Annotated in this window: 19 protein-coding genes and 1 pseudogene; 18 read left to right on the top strand and 2 right to left on the bottom strand. The window is 37.2% G+C overall.

The genetic code is table 11. The annotated features are described in order from the left end of the window. Together ACIQ2X_RS04140 and ACIQ2X_RS04135 are read left to right on the top strand one after the other, a co-directional pair. Nucleotides 1-107, top strand: a pseudogene (locus tag ACIQ2X_RS04140) (IS1595 family transposase); the annotation flags it as partial. A 150-nt stretch (nucleotides 108-257) separates the two neighbouring features. Next, nucleotides 258-629: a helix-turn-helix domain-containing protein gene (locus ACIQ2X_RS04135; protein WP_396177629.1), complete on the top strand. Its 372-nt coding sequence runs from the start codon at nucleotides 258-260 to the stop codon at nucleotides 627-629. On the opposite strand, the gene hemH is transcribed toward ACIQ2X_RS04135, so the two are convergent. Further along, complete coding sequence (hemH, locus tag ACIQ2X_RS04130; protein ID WP_396177628.1) at nucleotides 618-1,655, bottom strand: ferrochelatase; 1,038 nt, start codon at nucleotides 1,653-1,655, stop codon at nucleotides 618-620. The genes ACIQ2X_RS04135 and hemH overlap by 12 nt on opposite strands. Nucleotides 1,656-1,753: 98 nt before the next feature. Next, a complete protein-coding gene (locus ACIQ2X_RS04125) occupies nucleotides 1,754-2,626 on the bottom strand; it encodes a helix-turn-helix domain-containing protein (RefSeq protein WP_396177627.1) in 873 nt (290 codons plus the stop codon). Nucleotides 2,627-2,855: 229 nt separating this feature from the next. Between ACIQ2X_RS04125 and hemA the strand changes: the two genes are divergently transcribed. The 16 genes from hemA (at nucleotide 2,856) to ACIQ2X_RS04045 (ending at nucleotide 21,362) form a co-directional block, all read left to right on the top strand. Further along, the gene (gene hemA, locus ACIQ2X_RS04120) at nucleotides 2,856-4,151 is read left to right on the top strand and encodes a glutamyl-tRNA reductase (RefSeq protein WP_396177626.1); all 1,296 of its coding nucleotides are present in this window, start codon (nucleotides 2,856-2,858) and stop codon (nucleotides 4,149-4,151) included. Further along, complete coding sequence (gene hemC, locus ACIQ2X_RS04115) at nucleotides 4,141-5,112, top strand: hydroxymethylbilane synthase (protein ID WP_396177624.1); 972 nt, start codon at nucleotides 4,141-4,143, stop codon at nucleotides 5,110-5,112. Before hemA ends, hemC begins: the two co-directional genes overlap by 11 nt. Nucleotides 5,113-5,123: 11 nt before the next feature. Beyond that, a complete protein-coding gene (locus tag ACIQ2X_RS04110) occupies nucleotides 5,124-6,866 on the top strand; it encodes a TrkH family potassium uptake protein (protein WP_396177623.1) in 1,743 nt (580 codons plus the stop codon). A 12-nt stretch (nucleotides 6,867-6,878) separates the two neighbouring features. Next, nucleotides 6,879-7,568 (top strand): potassium channel family protein, encoded by a 690-nt coding sequence (locus ACIQ2X_RS04105; RefSeq protein ID WP_396177622.1) that lies wholly within the window; start codon nucleotides 6,879-6,881, stop codon nucleotides 7,566-7,568. A gap of 5 nt (nucleotides 7,569-7,573) precedes the next feature. Beyond that, a complete protein-coding gene (locus ACIQ2X_RS04100) occupies nucleotides 7,574-8,251 on the top strand; it encodes a uroporphyrinogen-III synthase (RefSeq protein WP_396177621.1) in 678 nt (225 codons plus the stop codon). A gap of 45 nt (nucleotides 8,252-8,296) precedes the next feature. Continuing rightward, nucleotides 8,297-9,322: a uroporphyrinogen decarboxylase gene (hemE, locus tag ACIQ2X_RS04095; protein ID WP_396177619.1), complete on the top strand. Its 1,026-nt coding sequence runs from the start codon at nucleotides 8,297-8,299 to the stop codon at nucleotides 9,320-9,322. 1 nt (nucleotide 9,323) lies between these two features. Beyond that, complete coding sequence (locus tag ACIQ2X_RS04090) at nucleotides 9,324-9,857, top strand: GNAT family N-acetyltransferase (protein WP_396177618.1); 534 nt, start codon at nucleotides 9,324-9,326, stop codon at nucleotides 9,855-9,857. Further along, entirely contained in the window at nucleotides 9,847-10,758 is a 912-nt protein-coding gene (gene hemF, locus ACIQ2X_RS04085) for an oxygen-dependent coproporphyrinogen oxidase (RefSeq protein WP_396177617.1), read from the top strand. The genes ACIQ2X_RS04090 and hemF overlap by 11 nt, the downstream gene beginning before the upstream one ends. A gap of 80 nt (nucleotides 10,759-10,838) precedes the next feature. Further along, a complete protein-coding gene (gene hemB, locus ACIQ2X_RS04080) occupies nucleotides 10,839-11,840 on the top strand; it encodes a porphobilinogen synthase (protein WP_396177616.1) in 1,002 nt (333 codons plus the stop codon). 176 nt (nucleotides 11,841-12,016) lie between these two features. After that, nucleotides 12,017-12,523 (top strand): DinB family protein, encoded by a 507-nt coding sequence (locus tag ACIQ2X_RS04075; protein ID WP_396177614.1) that lies wholly within the window; start codon nucleotides 12,017-12,019, stop codon nucleotides 12,521-12,523. A 174-nt stretch (nucleotides 12,524-12,697) separates the two neighbouring features. Further along, a complete protein-coding gene (locus tag ACIQ2X_RS04070) occupies nucleotides 12,698-13,087 on the top strand; it encodes a c-type cytochrome (protein ID WP_396177613.1) in 390 nt (129 codons plus the stop codon). Nucleotides 13,088-13,092: 5 nt separating this feature from the next. Further along, nucleotides 13,093-13,566 carry a methylated-DNA--[protein]-cysteine S-methyltransferase gene (locus ACIQ2X_RS04065; protein WP_396177612.1) on the top strand — a complete coding sequence of 158 codons (474 nt, stop codon included), beginning with the start codon at nucleotides 13,093-13,095 and terminating at the stop codon, nucleotides 13,564-13,566. Between the two features lie 425 nt (nucleotides 13,567-13,991). Continuing rightward, a complete protein-coding gene (locus ACIQ2X_RS04060) occupies nucleotides 13,992-15,140 on the top strand; it encodes a serine hydrolase domain-containing protein (RefSeq protein WP_396177611.1) in 1,149 nt (382 codons plus the stop codon). A gap of 174 nt (nucleotides 15,141-15,314) precedes the next feature. After that, nucleotides 15,315-18,845 carry a T9SS type B sorting domain-containing protein gene (locus ACIQ2X_RS04055; protein ID WP_396177610.1) on the top strand — a complete coding sequence of 1,177 codons (3,531 nt, stop codon included), beginning with the start codon at nucleotides 15,315-15,317 and terminating at the stop codon, nucleotides 18,843-18,845. Nucleotides 18,846-18,941: 96 nt separating this feature from the next. Then, nucleotides 18,942-19,655: a 3'-5' exonuclease gene (locus ACIQ2X_RS04050; RefSeq protein ID WP_396177608.1), complete on the top strand. Its 714-nt coding sequence runs from the start codon at nucleotides 18,942-18,944 to the stop codon at nucleotides 19,653-19,655. A gap of 18 nt (nucleotides 19,656-19,673) precedes the next feature. Further along, entirely contained in the window at nucleotides 19,674-21,362 is a 1,689-nt protein-coding gene (locus ACIQ2X_RS04045; protein WP_396177606.1) for an ABC transporter ATP-binding protein, read from the top strand. The last annotated feature ends 326 nt before the right edge of the window (nucleotides 21,363-21,688 follow it).

Genomic DNA, 21,688 nt, shown 5'->3' with positions numbered 1-21,688 from the left:
AAAACTTACAACTGTATCTGAACGAGTTTGTTTATAAGCTAAATCGCAGATATTTTGGTGAGAAAATCTTCGATAGACTAGTGATAGCAAGTATTACAGGAGTATGATTAAAAACGGATATGCATTATATGTTAATTTATTTAATATTAAAAAATTATTTTTGCTAAATTAATTTTTCTATTACTTCTGTGCTTCCTAATACAGGATAATTATTTACTTTTACGGAAAATTATTATACTTTTAATAAATTCAAAGAAATGGAAACTGCTAAAATTTTAAAAAAAATTTGTGCCGAAAGGGATAAGAAAGGTTTGTCGCTCGAAAACATGGCAGATGAACTTGGAATAACCGTAAGTGGTTACAGGAAAATTGAAGTTGGCGAAACTAAATTATCAGTTGAAAGATTGATAAAAATTTCTGAAATATTGAATGTTTCTCTGCTGGATCTTTTAAATTTGGATAAAAATGTCTTAACACAAAACAACAATAACAATGAAAGTGTTTATCAACAAAAAATAGATAATTTTTATCAAACGAATAAGGAAGTATTTGAAGTAATGCTAAAATCTAAGGACGACCAGATTGCAGTATTAAACAATGTTATCGAAAAACTAACTTCAAGAAGTTAGTTTTTCAATTTTCATATTAATCCATTCTTCAATCCAGTTCGTTACCGTTTCTACCCAAGCATCGTCGTCGTTCAAACACGGAATTGCCAAGAATTCTTCGCCTCCGTTTTCTTCAAAATCTTCTTTGGCTCTCATCGCAATTTCTTCCAAGGTTTCCAAACAGTCGGTTACGAAAGCAGGCGTTACCACCGCAATTTTCTTGATACCGCGTTTGGGCATTGCGTCAATTTCGGTATCGGTGTAAGGACGTAACCATTTGTCTCCGGCCAGTCGCGACTGAAACGTTTGCATGTATTTGTCTTTCGGCAGTTGTAACTGTTCGGCAACTAACCGTGTGGTTTCGTAACATTGATGACGGTAGCAAAATTCGTGAGCAGGCGAAGGCGTGTTGCAGCACGAACCGTCTATTTTACAATGTGATTTGGTAACGTCTGTTTTGCGAATGTGTCGCTCCGGAATTCCATGGTAAGAAAAAACCAATTGGTCGTACTTATAACCTTGTAAATGATGCTGAATTTTATCTGCCAAATTTTTGATGTAATCCGGTTTGTTATAAAAAGCAGGAACATCGGTAAATTTCATATTTGGATATTCTTTTTTGCGAATTTCTTCGGCCAAAGCCAAAATCGTTAACGTAGAAGCCATGGCGTATTGAGGATAAAGCGGAAAAAGCATCACATCGGTTACCCCTTGGTCGTGCAATTCTTTCAGTCCTTTTGCAATCGACATTTCGCCGTACCGCATTGCCAATGCTACGGGAATATTCACTTTTGCCTGTACTTTTTTATGCATTCTCTCAGAAAGTACAATAAGTGGCGAACCTTCGTCCCACCAAATTTCTTTGTAAGCATGAGCCGATTTTTTGGGTCGAACTTGTAAAATAATTCCCCGAACGAGTAAAGCTCTCAGTAAAAAGGGAACATCAATTACATATTTGTCCATTAAAAATTCATCTAAATAAGGTTTTACATCTTTTGGATCCGGACTTTTTGGCGAACCAAGATTGACTAATAATACTCCTTTCATCTTTATTATGGGTTTTTAACAAATGTAACAAAGTCAGATTTTGTTACTCTTGCAGTTAACTATTATTTGTTTATTGTTTAATTACGAAAAACAATGGATTAGGTATTTGTACTTATGGCCATTAAATACTTTTTGGGTGTCGTGGCATACTTCTTTTTGAAAGCAGCAATAAAATGACTTCCGGTGCTGTAGCCAATTTTGAGTCCCACTTCATTCACATTATAAGAACCTGAATCGAGCAATTTTCGGGCGTAATCCATTTTGTAATCAAAGAGAAATCCGTAAACCGTATCGCCATAAATTTGTTTGAAACCCATTTTTAGTTTTTTCAAATTTAAACCCACTTGGTCTGCCAATTCTTGCAAACCCGGAGGTTCGGCAATATTGCTGAGGATAATTTCTTTCGCTTGACGAATTTTCAAAACATTTTCTTCGTCGATTAAAAACGGACATTGTTCGGCATTTGGATCTTCCGTTCGGTTAAAATACAAACTCAATAACTCGTAACCTTTTCCGCGGTAATACAAATTTTTAATCGAAGGATTTAAGTTAAAATGAAAAATTTGACTTAAAACAATCGACATCGATGGACTGATTTTCCCATCGTTGTAATATTTTTTATCTTGATTTTCACTGCTCAAAAAAGGGATGTATTCGGCCTCAGATGAAAACAAAGCGTGAAATTTTTTGATAGAAATTATCACAGAAATAACCCAAGTTTGTGGCGCCAATTCTAAATTTAAAGGCAACTCTTTTTGTGGATTATACAATAAAAGCGACTGCTCTTCTTTCAAATCAAGAGCATAAGTACCTTGATTGAACACAAATTTTGCTTTGCCTTTAATCCCAAAATGAAACTGTATTAGACCTTGATTTACAGGCCTTTTAACCATCATGTTTTCATTTTCATCGTTCTGAAAACGAATCAAAATAAAATCTTCTTCAATTTTTATTACTTCTTGAGAACCCATAGCGATATTTTTTCGTAAGTGTACTTGGAAACAAGTCACAAAATTATTTAGAATTGTTCTACATAAAGATTTTACAAAGACTTGATTTCATTGCAAATTTATAAGAAATAACGGCGAAAACAGCATTTTGGAATAAAATATCTTAAAGCGACACAATTAGTCCTTTAAGCGTTACTTTTATAAAAAGCATAATTATAATTTTGTCAAACATTTTGGAAGAATGTAAATTATGGAAAACAACAACTTATCGAAACCTCAATATTTTTACTCAGTTGGATTGAGTTACAAAAAAGCAGATGCAGTAGTCAGAGGCAAATTTAGTTTAGACACTAAAGCCCAAAACAACTTATTGCTTCAAGCAAAAGAAGAAGGTATTCAAAGCCTTATTGTTACTTCCACGTGTAATCGTACCGAAATTTATGGTTTTGCCGAACATCCGTTCCAACTCATTAAATTAATATGCGAAAACAGTAATGGTACGGTCGAAGAATTTCAGAAAGTAGGTTTTGTATATAAAAATCAAGAAGCTGTAAACCATATGTTTCGAGTAGGAACAGGATTGGACAGCCAGATTCTAGGTGACTTTGAAATCATAAATCAATTAAAAAACAGTTTTTCTGAATCCAAACAATACGGATTGATCAATACCTATTTGGATCGTTTAATTAATATGGTTATCGTTGCAAGCAAAAAAATCAAAAACGATACCGAAATTAGTAGCGGTGCCACATCTGTTTCATTCGCTGCCGTTCGTTACATTATGAAAAACGTAGCCCACATTTCGGAAAAAAATATTTTGCTTTTCGGCACTGGGAAAATTGGTCGAAATACCTGCGAAAATTTGGTAAAACACACCAAAAACGAGCACATTACCTTAATCAATCGAACGAAAGACAAAGCACAGAAAATTGCCAACAAGTTAAATGTAATTGTTAAAGATTACGCAGAGTTACACCTTGAATTGCAAAAAGCAGATGTAGTTGTAGTGGCAACTGGCGCTCAAAATCCAACTGTCGATAATGCTATTTTGAATCTAAAAAAACCCTTGTTAATTTTAGATTTGTCTATTCCAAAAAACGTTCATGAAAATGTTTGTCAAAATGAACATGTAACCTTGATTCATATGGATCATCTGGCCGAAATGACAGATGAAACATTAGAGAAGAGAAAATTACAAATTCCAGCTGCAGAACGTATCATTGAAACCTACAAAGAAGAATTCATAACGTGGACTAAGGCGCGGAAATTTGCCCCAACCATACACGCTTTGAAAGAAAAACTCAATGCCATCAAATTATCTGAGATGGATTACCAAAGCAAAAAAATTGCCGATTTCAATGAAGCCCAAGCGGAAATCATAAGCAACAGAATTATCCAAAAAATTACTACACATTTTGCCAATCATTTAAAGCATGATGAGACAATGGTAGACGAAAGCATTGGTTGGATTGAAAAAGTGTTTCAGATAAGTACTGTGAATTCCGAAGCAGCAATTTTGCCAAAGCCAGTATATAATGAACTATAATTCTGCATCAACAGTTCTCTCATCGGGTGATAATGATATGAAAACAATTAGAATAGGAACACGCGATAGCGAACTAGCACTTTGGCAAGCACACACCGTTCAAAAAAAAATAAATGATTTAGGTTATACAACCGAGATTGTTGCAGTCAAATCGCAAGGCGACATCATCTTAGACAAGCCACTTTACGAACTCGGAATTACCGGAATTTTTACCAAAACATTAGACATCGCAATGCTCAACGGCACCATTGATATTGCCGTACATTCAATGAAAGACGTTCCAACCGCTTTGCCACACGGAATTGTTCAGGCGGCTGTTTTAGAACGTGCCAATCACTTGGATTTATTGATTCACAAAGGGAATTTAGATTTCTTGAGTCACGGTGGAATGATTGCCACAGGCAGTTTGCGTCGTCAAGCCCAATGGTTAAATAAATACCCCACACACAAAGTGATCGATTTACGTGGAAATGTAAACACGAGAATGCAAAAACTACATGACAATCCGTGGAATGGAGCTATATTTGCCGCTGCAGGATTAGAACGAATCAATTTAAAACCCGAAAATTTCTTGAATTTAGATTGGATGATTCCAGCACCTGCTCAAGGTGCGATGCTAGTGGTATCTATGGAAAATGATTCTTTTTGCCGGGAAGTAATTGCACAGTTAAATCACCAAGAAACCGCAATTTGTACTCAAGTAGAACGTGATTTTCTTCGAACTCTAGAAGGCGGTTGTACAGCTCCAATAGGTGCATTTGCAACAATAAAGGGAGACATGATAGAACTCGAAGGAATCTTGCTTTCTATAGATGGACAAACAAAAATTGAAATTAAAAAACAAACCACACGTTCAAATTATCAAAATTTTGGCGTTCTTTGTGCGAAAGAAGTTTTAGAAAATGGCGGTACTGAACTAATGAAATCCATCAAAATAGCATTAGGCACGCCAAAAAAATAAAATCATTTCCCGTGCAAAAAGATTCAGTCCTTAAATTTATCTATCGTTTTTTCGATTTATTCGTCTTGACTTTCTTGGTTTTTGATTTCGGATATAGCGTAAAAGAATTATACGAAACCCCCAAATTTATTGGACTAATCGTACTGAGTATTGCATTATTGGTATTCAATATTTTTAAATTTCATTACTACAAGACCAGCGGCCGAAAACGGGTTGCTTTTTTTAATATTTTGATTCTTGGTACTTTACTTTTGACCTCAGTTGTAGTGGCTTTGGTCAATCTCAATCTGAACTATTTTCAAATTTTTGCTAAAATCGAAACTATTTTGGAAGTAGGTTTATTTTTGTACTTCATAGTCCGACTTATGATTTTTGTACGGTATATTTATGAGGTATATTATAATCCCGCGATTGTTTTTGTTGGAAGTTTTTTTGTGATAATTCTTATTGGCGCCATTTTATTGATGCTTCCCACTGCCACCACAGGAACAATCACTTTCACAGACGCTTTATTTACTGCAACGAGTGCGGTTTGTGTTACGGGTCTATCCGTTTTAAATGTTTCCGATGAACTCACAATTGTTGGGCAAACCATTCTTATTTCATTAATTCAAATAGGCGGTTTAGGGATTTTAACTTTTACCTCATTTTTTTCTTATTTTTTCAGAGGAAGCTCTAGCTTTCGAGAAGGTTTAAATGTAAAAGATTTTACTTCTCAGGAAAATTTATCCGACGTTTTAAAAGTAGCCTTGAACATTGTGGCTTTTACCGCTTTCATTGAACTAATTGGTGCCGTTTTTATCTATACTTCAATTATGGATAAACCCGAAATCAAGGACAAACTATTTTTCTCTTTGTTCCATTCGATTTCAGCTTTTTGCAATGCCGGTTTCTCAACGGCCTACAATGGTTTCAATGAGAGTTATATTAAATTTGACTACTATTTGCAATGGATTGTAATGTTTCTTATTGTTTTTGGCGGTTTGGGATACAATATCATTTTTAATTTTTACAAATTTATTGCCACTTACATCCGCGAATTATTTCAGAAAAAATACATTCATAAGAAAGTTCGACTCTTAACATTAAATGCGAAAATTGTTTTACTAACCACTCTAATTCTATTGGTTGGTGGATTCGCGTTCTTTTACATCGCCGAAAAAAATAATTTATTGCTCGAACACACCAGTTATTTCGGAAAAATCACTTCCGCCGCTTTTCATTCGGTAACACCAAGAACTGCAGGCTTCAATACTGTAGATTATACCCAAATGGGAGTTCCATCATTGCTTTTTATGATTTTCTTGATGTGGGTGGGTGCTTCGCCAGCTTCAACTGGTGGTGGAATAAAAACAAGTACCTTTGCACTAGCGACACTAAACATTGTTGCTGTAGCAAGAGGAAAAAGTAGGATTCAAATTTTCGGACGCAGAATAACAAGCGAATCTACCTCGAGGGCGTTTGCCATTTTATGTATATCTTTAATAGTAATTGGTTGCGGAATTGTTGCCTTATTGATTTTTGAACCTCCAGGAACCGATTTATTGGCTGTTGTTTTTGAGTGTTTTTCGGCTTACAGTACAGTTGGCCTAACGCTCAATTTTACACCTACAATGACCGAACCGAGTAAATATGTAATTATCGCAATAATGTTTATTGGTCGGATCGGAATGCTCAACTTGATGATTGGAATGCTTCGCGAAATCAATCACCAATTTTATGAGTATCCAAAAGAAAATATTTTGATTAACTAAAATCGAAAAAACATGAAAATTATAGTTTTTGGTTTAGGAAACTTCGGGATGTCATTGGCGCTAAGCCTAACAGAAACAGGCAATGAAGTGATTGGTGTAGACAGGCAAATGGATAAAGTGAATTTAGTTAAAGATAAAATTTCACACGCCATTTGTATGGATTCCACCAATGAATTGGCGTACAATGCACTCCCGTTAAAAGATGCCGATAAAGTTGTTGTGGCTATCGGAGAAAATGAAGGTGCAGCTATAATTACCACCGCAATTATCAAAAAATTATCGGATGTCAAAATTATAAGTCGAGCTTTGTCGCCTATTCACGATACGGTATTGGAAGCTATGGGTATTTACAGCATTGTGCATCCCGAACAAGAATCAGCCGATCGATTGACCAAGCAAATCAACTTTAAAACCACTTTGGAAAACTATCAACTGGACGATAATTATACCATTTCGGAAGTAAAATCAAAACCCGAATTTCACGGAAAAACCCTGGCAGAGTTAAACACAATCGACAAATACCATCTGAACTTAGTGACCATTATCCGCAAAAGAGAAAAAACCAATTTGATAGGCAAAAAATCAATTATCAAGGAAACCATAGGGCTTCCTAAACCAGATACGATTTTATTGGAAGATGATATTTTGGTTGTTTATGGCGAAAATAAAAACATTTCGTTCTATTGTGATTGCGAAAAATAACCCAAATGAAAGAATCCATCCGCATCCTTTCTACTAAAAAGTTATTGGTAGAACAAAAAAAACCACTTATTGACGCTGAAATTTCACTCGTAGAAATGGATTTAATTTCAATAATTCAAAAAAAAGTGGCCATTGAAACTGTACACGAAAACCTGATTTTCACCAGTCAAAACTCGGTGTTATGCCTGATTGAAAACTTGGAATCAAGCGAAACTTTATCGTTACTTCAACAAAAAAATGTTTTTTGTGTAGGTATGAAAACGAAAGCCTTGTTAGAAGAAAATGGTTTTAAAGTAATCGCTTACACGGGTTATGCCTCCGACTTAGCAGAAATCATCACCTTGATTTATAACAAAGAAAAGTTTACTTTTTTTAGCGGAAATTTACGACGCGATACATTGCCTGATACTTTACAGAAAGCCAAAGTTGTTTTTAATGAAATTCAAGTATACGAAACGCTTTTGACGCCCCAAAAAGTGAGTGGAACCTTCGACGGCATCTTGTTTTTTAGCCCCTCAGGCGTGGAAAGTTTTTTGAAAAAAAATAAAATCACCAAGCAAACTTGCTTCTGCATCGGATCAACAACGGCAGAAGCTTTACAAAACAGCACAAATAATATCGTATTTGCGAACCAACCCACCGTTGAAAACGTAATTATGGAATGTATACATTTTTATAAATAAAATCTTTTTGGTTTTCCAAACTACAAAAGAAAAAAACACAAAAATATGATTAAAAACGATTTATTTTTAAAAGCATTAAAAGGAGAAACCGTACAACGACCACCCGTTTGGATGATGCGTCAAGCCGGAAGATATTTACCCGAATTCATCGCTTTGCGAGACAAATACGATTTTTTTACCCGTTGTCAAACGCCTGAATTAGCGGCTGAAATTACCGTGCAACCTATTCGACGAATTGCACCCGATGCAGCTATTTTATTTTCAGATATTTTGGTAATCCCGCAAGCTATGGGAATTGATGTAATCATGAAAGAAGATATTGGTCCTTTCGTTCCGCATCCAATTCGCACCATTCAAGATGTAGAAAGAGTCATTGTTCCTGATGTTCATGAAACGTTACAATACGTATTTGATGCCATTAAATTAACCAAAGAAATGCTCAACGACGAGGTTCCGTTGATTGGCTTTGCAGGTTCGCCTTGGACCATTATGTGTTATGCGGTTGAAGGTCGAGGTTCAAAAAGTTTTGATAAAGCTAAAGGTTTTTGTTTCCAACATCCCGAAGCAGCTCACGTTTTATTACAAAAAATCACCGATACAACCATTTTATATTTAAAAGAAAAAGTGAAAGCGGGTGTCAATGCCGTTCAGATTTTTGACTCGTGGGGCGGAATGCTTTCGCCAGTTGACTACCAAGAATTTTCTTGGAAATACATCAACCAAATCGTAGAAGCTTTGGCAGACGACGCTCCCGTTATTGTTTTCGGAAAAGGCTGCTGGTTTGCTCTAAACGAAATGGGAAAAAGTAGAGCTTCGGCATTAGGTGTAGATTGGACGTGTTCGCCACGAAATGCGAGATATCTTTCTGGTGGAAACATCACCTTGCAAGGAAATTTCGATCCATCAAGATTGCTTTCGCCAATTCCTGTTATTAAAAAAATGGTACACGAAATGATCGACGAATTCGGTAAAGACAAATACATCGTAAATTTAGGTCATGGGATTTTACCAAACATTCCTGTGGATCACGCAAAAGCGTTTATTGATGCGGTAAAGGAATACGGTCAGTAATTTGAATACTGGAAATTATATATTAGACAAATTAAAACCAACTGATGCAAATCAGTTATTTCAGTTTATTTCAGATAATAATGAACAATTAAAATTGTTTTTTCCAGTAACATTGGAAATGAATAGTTCTTTAGAAAAATCGGCAGAATATATTGCCATCAAAACTAAAGAAATAGAAGAAAAGACAAATTTTACTTTAGCTATTCGAGATAATAACAATCAGAAAATAGTTGGTTTAATGCTTATAAAAAAGATTAATTGGAGGCATAAAATAGGTGAATTTGCCTATTGCATTGGTTCTGAAAGAGAAGGAAAAGGAGTCACTTCTTTTGCAATAAAAGAAATGGCTAAATTTTCTTTTGAAGAATTGGGTTTGAAAACACTTCAAATAATTGCACATAGAACCAATTTAGGAAGCATAAAAGTTGCTGAAAACAATGGTTTTGTTTGGCAGAAAACATTACGAAATGAATTTACTCCAATCAATGGATCTCCATTAGACATGGAATTATATGAATTATACAATGAAAAATAAATTCTACCAATACATCCAAAACCTGCAAGACCAAATTGTAGCAGGATTAGAAGCCGCTGACGGTCAAGCAAAATTCAAAGAAGACATTTGGGAACGACCTGAAGGCGGTGGCGGACGAACACGCGTTATCGAAAACGGAAAAGTTTTTGAAAAAGGCGGTGTCAACATTTCGGCAGTACATGGAAAATTGCCCGAAGCCATGCAAAAAATGTTCAACGTAGGCGAAGCAGATTTTTTTGCCTGTGGATTGAGTTTAGTCATTCACCCGAAAAATCCGATGGTTCCAACAGTTCATGCCAATTGGCGTTATTTTGAAATGTATCCAAAAAGCCCCTCCTTTGGAGGGGTTGGGGAGGCTTGGTTTGGTGGCGGACAAGATTTAACGCCGTATTATTTATTTGAAGAAGATGCTAAACATTTTCATCAAACTTGTAAAACGGCTTGCGACAAGCACAATCCTGAATTCTATCCGAAATACAAAAAACAATGCGACAACTATTTTTGGAACGCACATCGAAATGAAGCAAGAGGATTAGGCGGATTGTTTTTCGATTATTGCAAAGAAACACAAGAAATGTCAATGGAAAATTGGTACAATTTCGTGACCGAAGTGGGTAATTCTTTCCTTGAAGCCTACATTCCAATTGTTGAAAGAAGAAAAGAGTTAGCGTACACACCCGAACAAAAAACGTGGCAAGAAATCCGTCGCGGTCGCTACGTGGAATTCAATTTAGTTCACGACAAAGGCACGCTTTTCGGACTCAAAACCAACGGTAGAATCGAAAGTATTTTGATGAGTTTGCCACCGCACGTTCAATGGGTGTACGATCATCATCCTGAAAAAGGAAGTGAAGAAGAAAAATTAATAAAAGTCCTCGAAAATCCAATTGATTGGATATAAAAATAATTAAACCATTAAGAAATTAAGTTTCATTAAGCTTAATTTTCTCAATCTCTTAATGGTTCAAAAAAAAATAAATTATGTTCCCATTAAACCGCGGTAGAAGATTACGTACCAACGAATCCATCAGAAGCTTGGTTCGTGAAACCACATTGAGTCCACAAGATTTTATGTTTCCCATGTTTATTGCCGAAGGCGAAAATTACAAGGCAGAAATACCCTCTATGCCAGGCATTTTTCGTCGATCGATTGATTTGACGGTCGAAGAAGTAAAGGAAATTTTTGCTTTAGGCATTCGTGCCATCAATATTTACGTAAAAGTTTCAGAAGATTTAAAAGACAACACCGGAAAAGAAGCCTGGAATGAAAACGGATTGATGCAAAGAGCTATCAAAGCAATAAAATTGGCTTGCCCGGAAATGATTGTTATGCCCGATGTAGCACTAGATCCCTACTCTGTTTACGGACACGATGGTATTATTAAAAATGGCGATGTTGAAAACGATTCTACCAACAATGCACTTGTAAAAATGGCGGTTTCGCATGCCCAAGCCGGAGCCGATTTTGTTGCACCAAGCGACATGATGGACGGCCGCGTCTTGCGTTTGCGACAAGGTCTCGACGAAGCCGGATTTCAAAATGTGGGCATCATGAGCTATTCGGCCAAATATGCCTCTGCATTTTACGGTCCATTTCGAGACGCATTGGATTCTGCGCCAAAAGAAGCCGATGTTGTCGTACCAAAAGATAAAAAAACCTATCAAATGGATTATGCCAACCGCCTCGAAGCCATCAAAGAAGCCTTGTGGGACGTGGAAGAAGGTGCCGATATGGTCATGGTAAAACCCGGAATTGCCTATCTTGATATTGTTCGAGAAGTTAAAAATGCCGTAAATATTCCCGTAACCGTTTTTCACGTTTCGGGCGAATATGCCATGATCAAAGCCGCTTCCGAAAGAGGTTGGCTCGACCACGACCAAGTCATGATGGAACAACTCATGTGCATCAAACGCGCGGGTGCTAGTTTGATTTCGACTTATTTTGCCAAAGAAGCGGCCATAGTTTTAAACAAAAAAAACTAAGTTCAATACACCTGTGTTTTTACTTTGGGCGTGTACCTCCGTAAACTCCGGCACCGGGCTTTTTGCTGCAATCTTTTCGGGGCAAAAAAGCCCCAAAAAGGATTTCCGCTTCAATCCCTCACGCAAAAAAGTAAACATTGCCACCTCATTTTCAAATACAAAAAATCAAATTACAAATGAAACAATACACCTTTCTATTACTACTTGTTTCCGCACTTACCACAGCACAAAACCAAGTAACCGAAACTTTTTTGGAAAAATGGACCAATTCTAAAAACTACCTGCTAGAAGTTGCTCAAGCCATGCCAGAGGATTTGTATACCTACAAACCTAGCGAACGGCAAATGACTTTTGGACAACAACTGATGCATATCAAACAAAATATGGAATGGTTATCTACCTCCTATTTCACCGACGAGCCTTACGAAAAAACGAAAGACGAAAAATCGTATTCAAAAGAAGAAACCATTGCTTTAATAGAAACATCTTTTGATCAAGTTTCAGAAATTATTAAAAAGACGGATCCACAAGCGCTAGATACAAAAGCAACATCTTTTGCAGGACCCAAAACCCGATTGCAAATACTCAATTTACTTCAAGATCATGTCACGCACCACCGCGGCCAACTTTTGGTGTACCTCAACTTAAATGAAATTGAACCTCCTAAATACGTGGGTTGGTAAACTTTCGATTATGAAATCGCCATTAACGACACTTTTGCGCAAGCAATTGAAAATGCTTCGCCAGTTCGCAAGCTCGGGTCATCGAACACCGATGAAAACTATACTTTTGTGAGATAAAAACCAATAAATAAAAGCGATACCATATATGACCGCTAAAAAATCACTTTTACAAACATGAAAAAAATTATAGCCACATCACTTCTGGTAATTTTATTTTCGTGCAAAAACGATGCAGCGAAAAAAAATGAAACGCCGTCTACTGAAACCCACGTTTCAGAAATGCAAAAGCAAATAGAACTCGGTGAAACTTTATTTAATGGAAAAGGAAATTGTTATGCCTGCCATAAACCCGATCAAAAAATCATTGGCCCGAGTTTGCAAGAAATGGTCAAAATTTACAAAGCCAAAAACGGAAACATGTACAACTTTTTGAAAAAAGATGCCCAACCCCTTGTAGATCCAACTCAATATGAAGTCATGAAAACCAACTTATCCATCACAAAAGCAATGTCGGATACCGAGGTTAACGCATTAGTAGCCTATATTTATTCTCACAACGAGTAAACAAAATGCACACCGCCTACCTCAAAACGCCGCTTGGCATAGCCCAAATTAGTGGCGACGCTAACGGAATTTCGGCTATATCTATTTTAGATTCTGAAAAAGAAATTTCAGCGGAAATTCCTGCAACCTTACAGCTAGCTGTTAGGGAACTTGGTGCATATTTTAGTTCAAAACAAACGGATTTTACATTTAAAATCAACCCAAAAGGAACTGATTTCCAACAACGCGTCTGGAAGGAATTGGCACAAATTCCGTTTGGAAAAACAGTGTCGTATTTGGAATTATCGAAGAAATTAGGGGATACAAAAGCCATTCGAGCTGTAGCTTCCGCCAATGGCAAAAATCCATTGTGGATTGTAGTGCCTTGTCATCGGGTTATCGGAAGTGATGGCTCACTAACGGGTTATGCAGGTGGTTTGTGGCGAAAAAAATGGTTGCTCGAACATGAAAACCCATCGAGTCAAAGGAGTTTGTTTTAGAAATGAGCTCGCAAGCCCCAAGCTCCGGCAGCAAAGACGCAAATGATGTGTTTTGACTGCTATAATTGATTACAGTTGAATGATCAAAAAGATTCGAAGTTGGACTTTTTTTAATAAGCAAATAAATTACATTTCTTCTTCAATTTCATTTTAAGAAAATTACTACTTGGTACATTGGAAGGAGTTTAAGCTCCGTCAGAGTTGGCATAATACTTTCGTACAGAAAAGTTGCCTTTTTTCAAATTCCAAGCGAAACCAAGAGGAATGTGAAAACCCCCAACAGCCCCGATAGAAGTGGTATTGCCGCCATTTTCGGCGGCAATAAGAACGGATAGCGGGAATTACGACTGCTGAAAAAGCCCGAACGATTTGCTCCAAAAAATTAAAAAAATAATGTACATTCGTAAATCCAAAAACAATATCTGATGCGTTTTCTTAAAAAATTTCTACTTTGGTTTGCTGGTATTTTACTGTTACTGGTGGTTTTATTGTATGTTTTTAATGTCGATTATTTATTAAAAGCCGTTCGAACGATTTATTTAAACGGGCATACAACCGCATTTTTGGAAGATTATCAGCATTTTGACAACCGTACAATCGAAAAAGGGGTGGGACAACCTTGGGCGATTTCAAAACAATACAATTCGGTTAAACCCACGGCTGAACTGGAAGCCATGCATAAAAAAATTGGTGCCGTGGCTTTTTTAATCATTAAAAATGACAGTCTGTGGAACGAAAGTTACTATGATGATTATACCAAAGATTCGAAATCCAATTCGTTTTCGATGGCCAAAAGTATCGTTTCTGCTTCGTTAGGAAAAGCGATTATGGAGGGTAAAATAAAGGGTTTAGACCAAAAAGTTTCGGACTTTTTTCCCACATTTAATGATGCCTTTTCGTCGCAGTTGACCGTAGGCGATTTGTCGTCAATGTCGTCGGGATTAAATTGGGACGAGAGTTATTACAGTCCATTTTCGATAACCACGAGAGCCTATTTTGACGAAGATTTGAAAAGTGTGATTTTGGGTTTAAAAGGCGTAACTACACCTGGAAAATCGTATAAATATTTGAGTGGCGACACGCAATTGTTAGCCATGTGTATCGAAAAAGCGGTAGGAAAAAGTTTGGCTACATACGTTTCCGAATCGTTTTGGAAACCAATGGGTGCTGAAAATGGAGCCTTATGGCAAACCGACTCCGAAGACGGAATCGTCAAAGCCTATTGTTGTGTAGCGAGTAATGCACGTGATTTTGCCCGATTTGGGAAGTTGTACAAGCAACACGGGAAATGGAACGGAGTTCAAATTTTGGACAGCGCTTTTGTGGCTAAATCTACCCGACCACGATTTGTAGATTCGCCTGAATACGGTTACGGCTGGTGGCTGAGTGATTACAAAAACAAGAACATTTTTTATATGCGAGGACATTTGGGTCAATACGTTATAGTAATCCCGGAAGATGACCTGATTATTGTGCGATTGGGACACCAAAATGCGCCAACAACTAATGGAACACCACATAGCGATGACTTTTTTGTTTACATAGAAGAAACCTATAAAATGTTGGCACTTTAAAACCTTATTTTGAAGTCCATTCAACTTTAACTTTTGATCCCTACTTTAATTTCAGTAAAACCGTTATCTGCAATACCTATTTCATAAATTATGCAGGAATAAACGGTATTTTTCTTGCGTTTTTTTACATTATATTTGTCAAAATATATTTTAATAACATTTCATTTCTTTCTAATGAATAGTTTTCAACAGGTATTAATTGCTTTTTTAATGTGTTCAACATCCGTTATTTACGGTCAACTGGGTTTTTGTGGCGGTAGTACCGGTGATGCAATTTTCACCGAAAGTTTTGGAAATGGCACTACTTTTGGACCTCCGTTGGCTCCTGGAACTACTACCTATCCTTTTGTTACTGGAGCTCCTAACGATGGCTTTTATACTTTGAACTTCAATACCGGCTTGTACAGTTCGTGGCACAACTCGCCCGACCACAGTGCGGATGCCACAGACGGAATCAATGGAAAATGCTTGATTGTAAATGCCAATAACAATGTTTCTGGAGAATTTTATAAACGAACCGTTTCAGGATTATGTGTCAATACCACTTTTGAATTTTCAGCTTGGGTGATGAATGTTTATAATCCCCTTTCAAATGTTTGTACCAACAATCAAATTCCAATCAATGTTCGATTTGAAATTTGGAATGACACGCAAACGGTTCTTCTTAGCTCTGGAAATACAGGAAATATATTTGGAAGTACTTCGCCATTGTGGCAACAATTTGCTTTGGTTTTTACTACTGGAAATGAAACTTCGGTAGTTTTAATTATGAAAAATAATGGTGTGGGTGGTTGCGGAAACGATTTAGCCATCGACGATATTGCTTTTAAATCTTGTGGCGATTTAACTACCGTGTCAAATCCAAGTTATCCGACTAATATTCTCACCACTTGTGACACCAATGCGAGCGTTACTTTAAATGCGAGTACATCAGGTACATCTTCGTACTTCTATCAATGGCAATCGAGCACTGATAACGAAAATTGGACTAATATTCTGGGACAAAACAGTGCTTCCTTTACCACACCTGGTGTTGCTAATACTACATATTTCAGAACTAAAATAGCACAGGATATTGCCAACATCAACTCTCCGTTTTGCTCAACTGTATCCAATGTTTTTACAGTAGCTGTATTACCTCCATTGCCTCCCGCAGTTAGTACTGGTGATGTAACGAGTTGTGCAGGAGACCCAATTCCATCAATTTCTGTAACTTCAAATCCAAGTCATATTGTAAATTGGTACAGTCAACCAATTGGTGGAACTTTATTACTTTCGGCATCAATTACCTACTCGCCTTTAGGTCCAGGCACTTTTTATGCAGAAGTTGTTAACCCAACTACAGGATGTTTGAGTTCTTCTCGTACCGCTGTTACTGCAAGTGTAAAACCAAAACCTATTGGAAGTTTTAGCGGTAGTGTCAATTATTGTTCAGGCGAAAACACTGCTATAAATCTAGAATCGGATTTAGCAGGCACCACTTTTACTTGGGTTGTAGCCAGTACCGCTGTTACTGGAGCAACTGATGGAACCGGTACAAGCATCAATCAAACACTCACTAGCAATGGCTTTTCGGGAAGTGTTACTTATACGGTAACCCCACAAAATGACGGTTGTTCTGGTACACCATTTGATGTGACCCTAACCGTTTTTCAATTGCCAACCGCTAGTTTTTCATCCAGTTCTTCCTCTATTTGTAGCAATCAGACAGCAACCTTGTTATTTACCGGAACAGCCAACTCAACAGTTAATTTTACCGACGGAACTAACAATTACCAAGTGCCCATTAATGGGTCTGGATTTGGTACGTTTACAACACCAACTTTAGTAACTCCAACTACTTTTAATTTACAAAATGTACAGGCAACAAACGCAGTTACTTGTTTACAAACTTTAAATGGCAGCGTAACTGTAAGCATCAATCAAAATCCGAGTATTACTTTACAACCAGTAAGTACTGAAGCTTGCGTTTCCGAGTCAGTGACCTTTAATGTAACAGCCACGGGTACAAATTTATCCTATCAATGGCTTTTTAATGGTGCAGCAATTGCAGGAGCTACCAATTCCAGCTTCACTATAGCTTCTGTATCAAATTCAGACGAAGGCAATTATCGCGTTGTTATAACGGGAATTTGCGGCTTACCCCTCGAATCAAACACCGTTGCATTAGTAGTAGCCGACGTAACAACAATTACAACTCATCCACAAGCAAACACCACCATTTGCGAAGGACAACCTTTAAATCTAAGCGTTAATGCAACAGGTACAGCAGTTACTTACCAATGGTTTAGAGGCACAACGCTTTTAGCCGGACAAACAAGTGCTATTTTAAACATCGGTAACACTACACTTGCTGATGCCGGAAGTTATACCGTTCAAGTTACCCAAGGCTCGTGTGGCGTTCTTGTTTCCAATATAGCCCAAGTTACGGTAAATCAAGTTGCAGCAATCACTTCTCAACCACAAAACCAAGAAGTTTGTGTGGGAGAAACAGCCACTTTTTCTGTTGTAGCCGGGGGAACAAATCTGACATATCAATGGTTTAAAGGCACTACAGCTATTGCAGGTAGCACTTCAAGTACGCTTATAATACCCAACATAACTCAAGCGGATAACGGCGATTTTTATTGCGAAATCACAAGTCCCGCTTGTTCAACTGTTACCTCTATTACTGCATCATTGCTTGTTAATTCAATACCTTTTGCCACTATTATTGCCGGTACTCCTTCCTTTATTTGCGAAGGCGAAAGTGGACAAATTATATTTAATGGCACACCCGAAGCCATTGTAACCTATACCATCAATGGCGGAAGCACACAAACCATTACTTTAAATCCCGTTGGACTAGCGCTATTAGACACCGGAGTTTTAACCGAAACTACCGTAATTGAACTCGTAAGCGTTTCCTTTAACAACTCCGATACTTGTTCTCAAAACTTAAACGGTACCGCAACGATTATTGTAAATCCAATTCCAACAGTAAACCTACAAGACGGAAAAATCTGTGTAGATCCACTTACTCTAACTACAACACGTACTTTTTTATTAAGTACCGGATTGAACCAAGCAGAATTCACTTTTGAATGGTTCGATGGAATTGGAGTTATTCCTTTAGCTACAAACAGTTTCTACGAAGTGAATACTTCCGGACAATACAGTGTTACCATAACCGATATTGTTACGGGTTGTCAAGCATCGGCGTTTGCCAATGTAGGACAATCGGCTCCTGCAACCGACTTTACTTTCAACGTAAGCGGATTTTTTGCCGATAACCCAACTATTATAATTACTGCTGCACCAGCGGCAGATTATGAATACCAATTGGATTTTGGTCCTTTTCAAGACAGCAACGAATTTGAAAATGTTGCAGCTGGAGTTCACACACTCACAGTTCGTGACGCAGAAGGTTGCGGTGTTTTGAGTAAAGAAGTTCTAATTGTAGATTATCCAAGGTTTTTTACACCAAATGGCGATGGAATCAACGACAGTTGGAACATTACCTCGATTGGCAATGTTTCGGTTTCAAAGATTTCGATTTTTGATCAATTCGGGAGGTTTATCAAACAAATGAATGCGACCGAATCCGGGTGGGATGGAACGTACATCTGCCAAAATCTTCCTGCAAACGACTACTGGTTTACTATTACCTATCAAGAAGGAGGAATCACAAAAGAATTCAGATCACATTTTTCTTTGAAAAGATAATTGTTTGACAGGTTGTTTATTTCAAAACTAAAAAGAGTTATCTTTATTTTCGATAAAAAAGCCGTTGAAATTTATAAACCATTTAAATCGAATAGTATGATCGAGAAAATTCGCCTTGAAAACATCCTGTTTTTAGACATTGAAACAGTCCCTGAAACCAGCGATTACAATTCGCTCGACGATGAAACCAAAAGTTTGTGGGAACACAAAACGCAGTACCAACGAAAAGACGATATTTCAGCCGAAGATTTCTACGAAAGAGCTGGAATTTGGGCAGAATTTGGAAAAATCATTTGCATTTCAGTGGGCTATTTTACGCTTAAAAGTGACATCAGACATTTCCGAGTGACTTCTTTTTTTGGGGAAGAAGCTAAAATTTTACACGATTTCAGTAATTTGTTGAACAATCATTTCAACTTGCCTCAACATGTTTTGTGTGGACACAATGCTAAAGAATTTGACTTGCCTTTTATTGCAAGACGGATGATTATTAACAACATAAAATTGCCTGAAAAGCTGAACTTGTTTGGCAAAAAACCTTGGGAAGTACCCCATTTGGACACGTTAGAACTGTGGAAATTCGGCGACTACAAACATTTCACTTCTTTAAAATTATTGACCAAAGTCTTGGGTATTCCTTCACCAAAAGGGGATATCGATGGAAGTCAGGTCGGGCATGTATATTATATTGAAAAAGACATCGACCGAATTGTCACGTATTGCGAAAAGGACACGATAGCCGTGGCTCAAATTTTTCTGCGTTTTCGAAGAGAAGATTTATTAGTGGACGATGAAATAATACACATTTAAAATTCCTATTTTTACACAATGAGCCAACCGTTGCTGAAAATCGAAAATTTGGAAATTGCTTTTCAGCAAGAAAAAGTGTTTATTCCGGTGATCCACAAAATTAGCTATGAGTTATTTCCTAACGAAATTCTCGGAATTGTAGGCGAATCCGGTTCCGGAAAGTCGGTGTCCTCACTTGCGATTATGGGTTTGTTGCCCAAAAACATTTCTAAAATCTCAAATGGTTCCATCATTTTTGAAGGCGAAAACATCACGGCTTTAAACGCAAAATCGTTTCAGAAAATTCGTGGTAAAAAAATTGCGATTATTTTTCAAGAGCCGATGAGTTCGTTGAATCCTTCGATGAAATGCGGTGCTCAAGTTGCTGAAATTTTAAAACAGCACACAAACTTATCTAAAAAAGCGACAAATACAGAAGTGCTTTCGCTCTTCGAAAAAGTCAAATTACCCCAGCCCGAAATCATTTTTAATAAATATCCCCACGAAATTTCGGGTGGACAAAAACAGCGGGTGATGATTGCTATGGCAATTGCCTGCAAACCCCAAATTTTAATTGCCGACGAACCTACCACGGCTTTAGATGTAACGGTTCAGAAAGAAATTATTTTGCTTTTGAAAGAAATTCAGCAACAAAATCAAATGAGTATTTTGTTTATTTCGCATGATTTAGCACTTGTTTCTGAAATTGCCAACCGTGTTTTAGTCATGTATAAAGGCGAAATTGTGGAGCAAGGAACGGTATTTAAAGTGTTTAAAAATCCAACCCATATTTATACCAAAGCCTTGATTAGTTCTCGACCTTCGCTTGATGTTCGGTTGAAACGGCTGCCAACGATTCAAGATTTTCTTACTGAAAGAGTACCTTCAGAAGTTATTACAAACGCCGAACGAACAGCATTTCACAAAAAAATTTACGCAGAAAAACCGCTTTTGGAAGTCATCAATGTGGAAAAAGAATATTTTTCTTCAACTGGAATTTTTGGGAAAAATATTAGTTTTAAAGCCGTAAACGACGTCAGTTTCAAATTGTATGAAGGCGAAACCTTGGGATTGGTAGGAGAATCGGGTTGTGGAAAATCGACTTTGGGCAATGCTATTTTGCAATTGGACAAAGCAACAGCGGGAACCATTTTGTACCGTGGTCTAGACATCACAAAACTCGACGGCGGCGAACTTCGAAAATTGCGACGCGAAATTCAAATTATTTTTCAAGATCCGTATTCTTCCTTGAATCCACGAGTACCAGTAGGAAAAGCCATTATGGAACCGATGCAAGTGCATCAATTGTATGCCTCTGATGCCGAATGTAAAACCAAAACCATTGAAATTTTAGAGCGTGTAGGACTTGGAGCAGACCATTTCAATAGGTATCCACACGAATTTTCGGGAGGGCAACGGCAGCGAATTGGCATTGCTCGAACTATTGCTTTACAACCCAAATTAATAGTTTGCGACGAATCGGTTTCTGCATTGGATATTTCAGTTCAAGCCCAAGTACTGAATTTACTGAACGAGTTAAAGGAAAATTTTGGTTTTACCTATATTTTCATTTCGCATGATTTATCGGTTGTTAAATACATGAGCGACCAGGTGCTTGTGATGAACAAAGGAAAAATCGAGGAAATCGATGACGCCGATGCAATTTATGCGAATCCCAAAATGGCGTACACAAAAAAATTGATTGCCGCAATTCCGGTAAAGGAATAGTTTCCGAATCATACTCCTTTTACAGTCGAAAAACGTTATTCCTTGTAGTATAATACCCTCTCCCATTTACAAATATTACCAGAAATCATCACTGTTGTCGATGTGGGGGTATTTCGGGGTCACTTAAATTTTATAAGGATTAAGTAAAAAGTTTTTAATTCAACGTTCTTAATTTATAAAATTATCAAAATTGCTTAAACCAAAAACCCCCGAAGCGTTCACTTGGGGGGCTTTCGATTTAATCAATCTTTTAAAATTATCCTTAATGATAAATTATTTTGGGCGTTCCCCTACGGGTCGGGCTTTGCGTTACAATCTTTTTTGTC

Origin of the sequence: Flavobacterium sp. (assembly GCF_044368625.1) — a bacterium.
Lineage (GTDB): Bacteria > Bacteroidota > Bacteroidia > Flavobacteriales > Flavobacteriaceae > Flavobacterium.
Note: the sequence above shows the minus strand (reverse complement) of the source record. Positions and strands in the feature narration are given on the sequence as shown.

Excerpts from the sequence above, each read along its gene's own strand:
- ACIQ2X_RS04135 (WP_396177629.1), top strand. The coding sequence starts at position 258 with ATGGAAACTGCTAAAATTTTAAAAAAAATTTGTGCCGAAAGGGATAAG.
- hemH (WP_396177628.1), bottom strand. The coding sequence starts at position 1,655 with ATGAAAGGAGTATTATTAGTCAATCTTGGTTCGCCAAAAAGTCCGGAT.
- ACIQ2X_RS04125 (WP_396177627.1), bottom strand. The coding sequence starts at position 2,626 with ATGGGTTCTCAAGAAGTAATAAAAATTGAAGAAGATTTTATTTTGATT.
- hemA (WP_396177626.1), top strand. The coding sequence starts at position 2,856 with ATGGAAAACAACAACTTATCGAAACCTCAATATTTTTACTCAGTTGGA.
- hemC (WP_396177624.1), top strand. The coding sequence starts at position 4,141 with ATGAACTATAATTCTGCATCAACAGTTCTCTCATCGGGTGATAATGAT.
- ACIQ2X_RS04105 (WP_396177622.1), top strand. The coding sequence starts at position 6,879 with ATGAAAATTATAGTTTTTGGTTTAGGAAACTTCGGGATGTCATTGGCG.
- ACIQ2X_RS04100 (WP_396177621.1), top strand. The coding sequence starts at position 7,574 with ATGAAAGAATCCATCCGCATCCTTTCTACTAAAAAGTTATTGGTAGAA.
- hemE (WP_396177619.1), top strand. The coding sequence starts at position 8,297 with ATGATTAAAAACGATTTATTTTTAAAAGCATTAAAAGGAGAAACCGTA.
- hemF (WP_396177617.1), top strand. The coding sequence starts at position 9,847 with ATGAAAAATAAATTCTACCAATACATCCAAAACCTGCAAGACCAAATT.
- hemB (WP_396177616.1), top strand. The coding sequence starts at position 10,839 with ATGTTCCCATTAAACCGCGGTAGAAGATTACGTACCAACGAATCCATC.
- ACIQ2X_RS04075 (WP_396177614.1), top strand. The coding sequence starts at position 12,017 with ATGAAACAATACACCTTTCTATTACTACTTGTTTCCGCACTTACCACA.
- ACIQ2X_RS04070 (WP_396177613.1), top strand. The coding sequence starts at position 12,698 with ATGAAAAAAATTATAGCCACATCACTTCTGGTAATTTTATTTTCGTGC.
- ACIQ2X_RS04065 (WP_396177612.1), top strand. The coding sequence starts at position 13,093 with ATGCACACCGCCTACCTCAAAACGCCGCTTGGCATAGCCCAAATTAGT.
- ACIQ2X_RS04060 (WP_396177611.1), top strand. The coding sequence starts at position 13,992 with ATGCGTTTTCTTAAAAAATTTCTACTTTGGTTTGCTGGTATTTTACTG.
- ACIQ2X_RS04055 (WP_396177610.1), top strand. The coding sequence starts at position 15,315 with ATGAATAGTTTTCAACAGGTATTAATTGCTTTTTTAATGTGTTCAACA.
- ACIQ2X_RS04050 (WP_396177608.1), top strand. The coding sequence starts at position 18,942 with ATGATCGAGAAAATTCGCCTTGAAAACATCCTGTTTTTAGACATTGAA.
- ACIQ2X_RS04045 (WP_396177606.1), top strand. The coding sequence starts at position 19,674 with ATGAGCCAACCGTTGCTGAAAATCGAAAATTTGGAAATTGCTTTTCAG.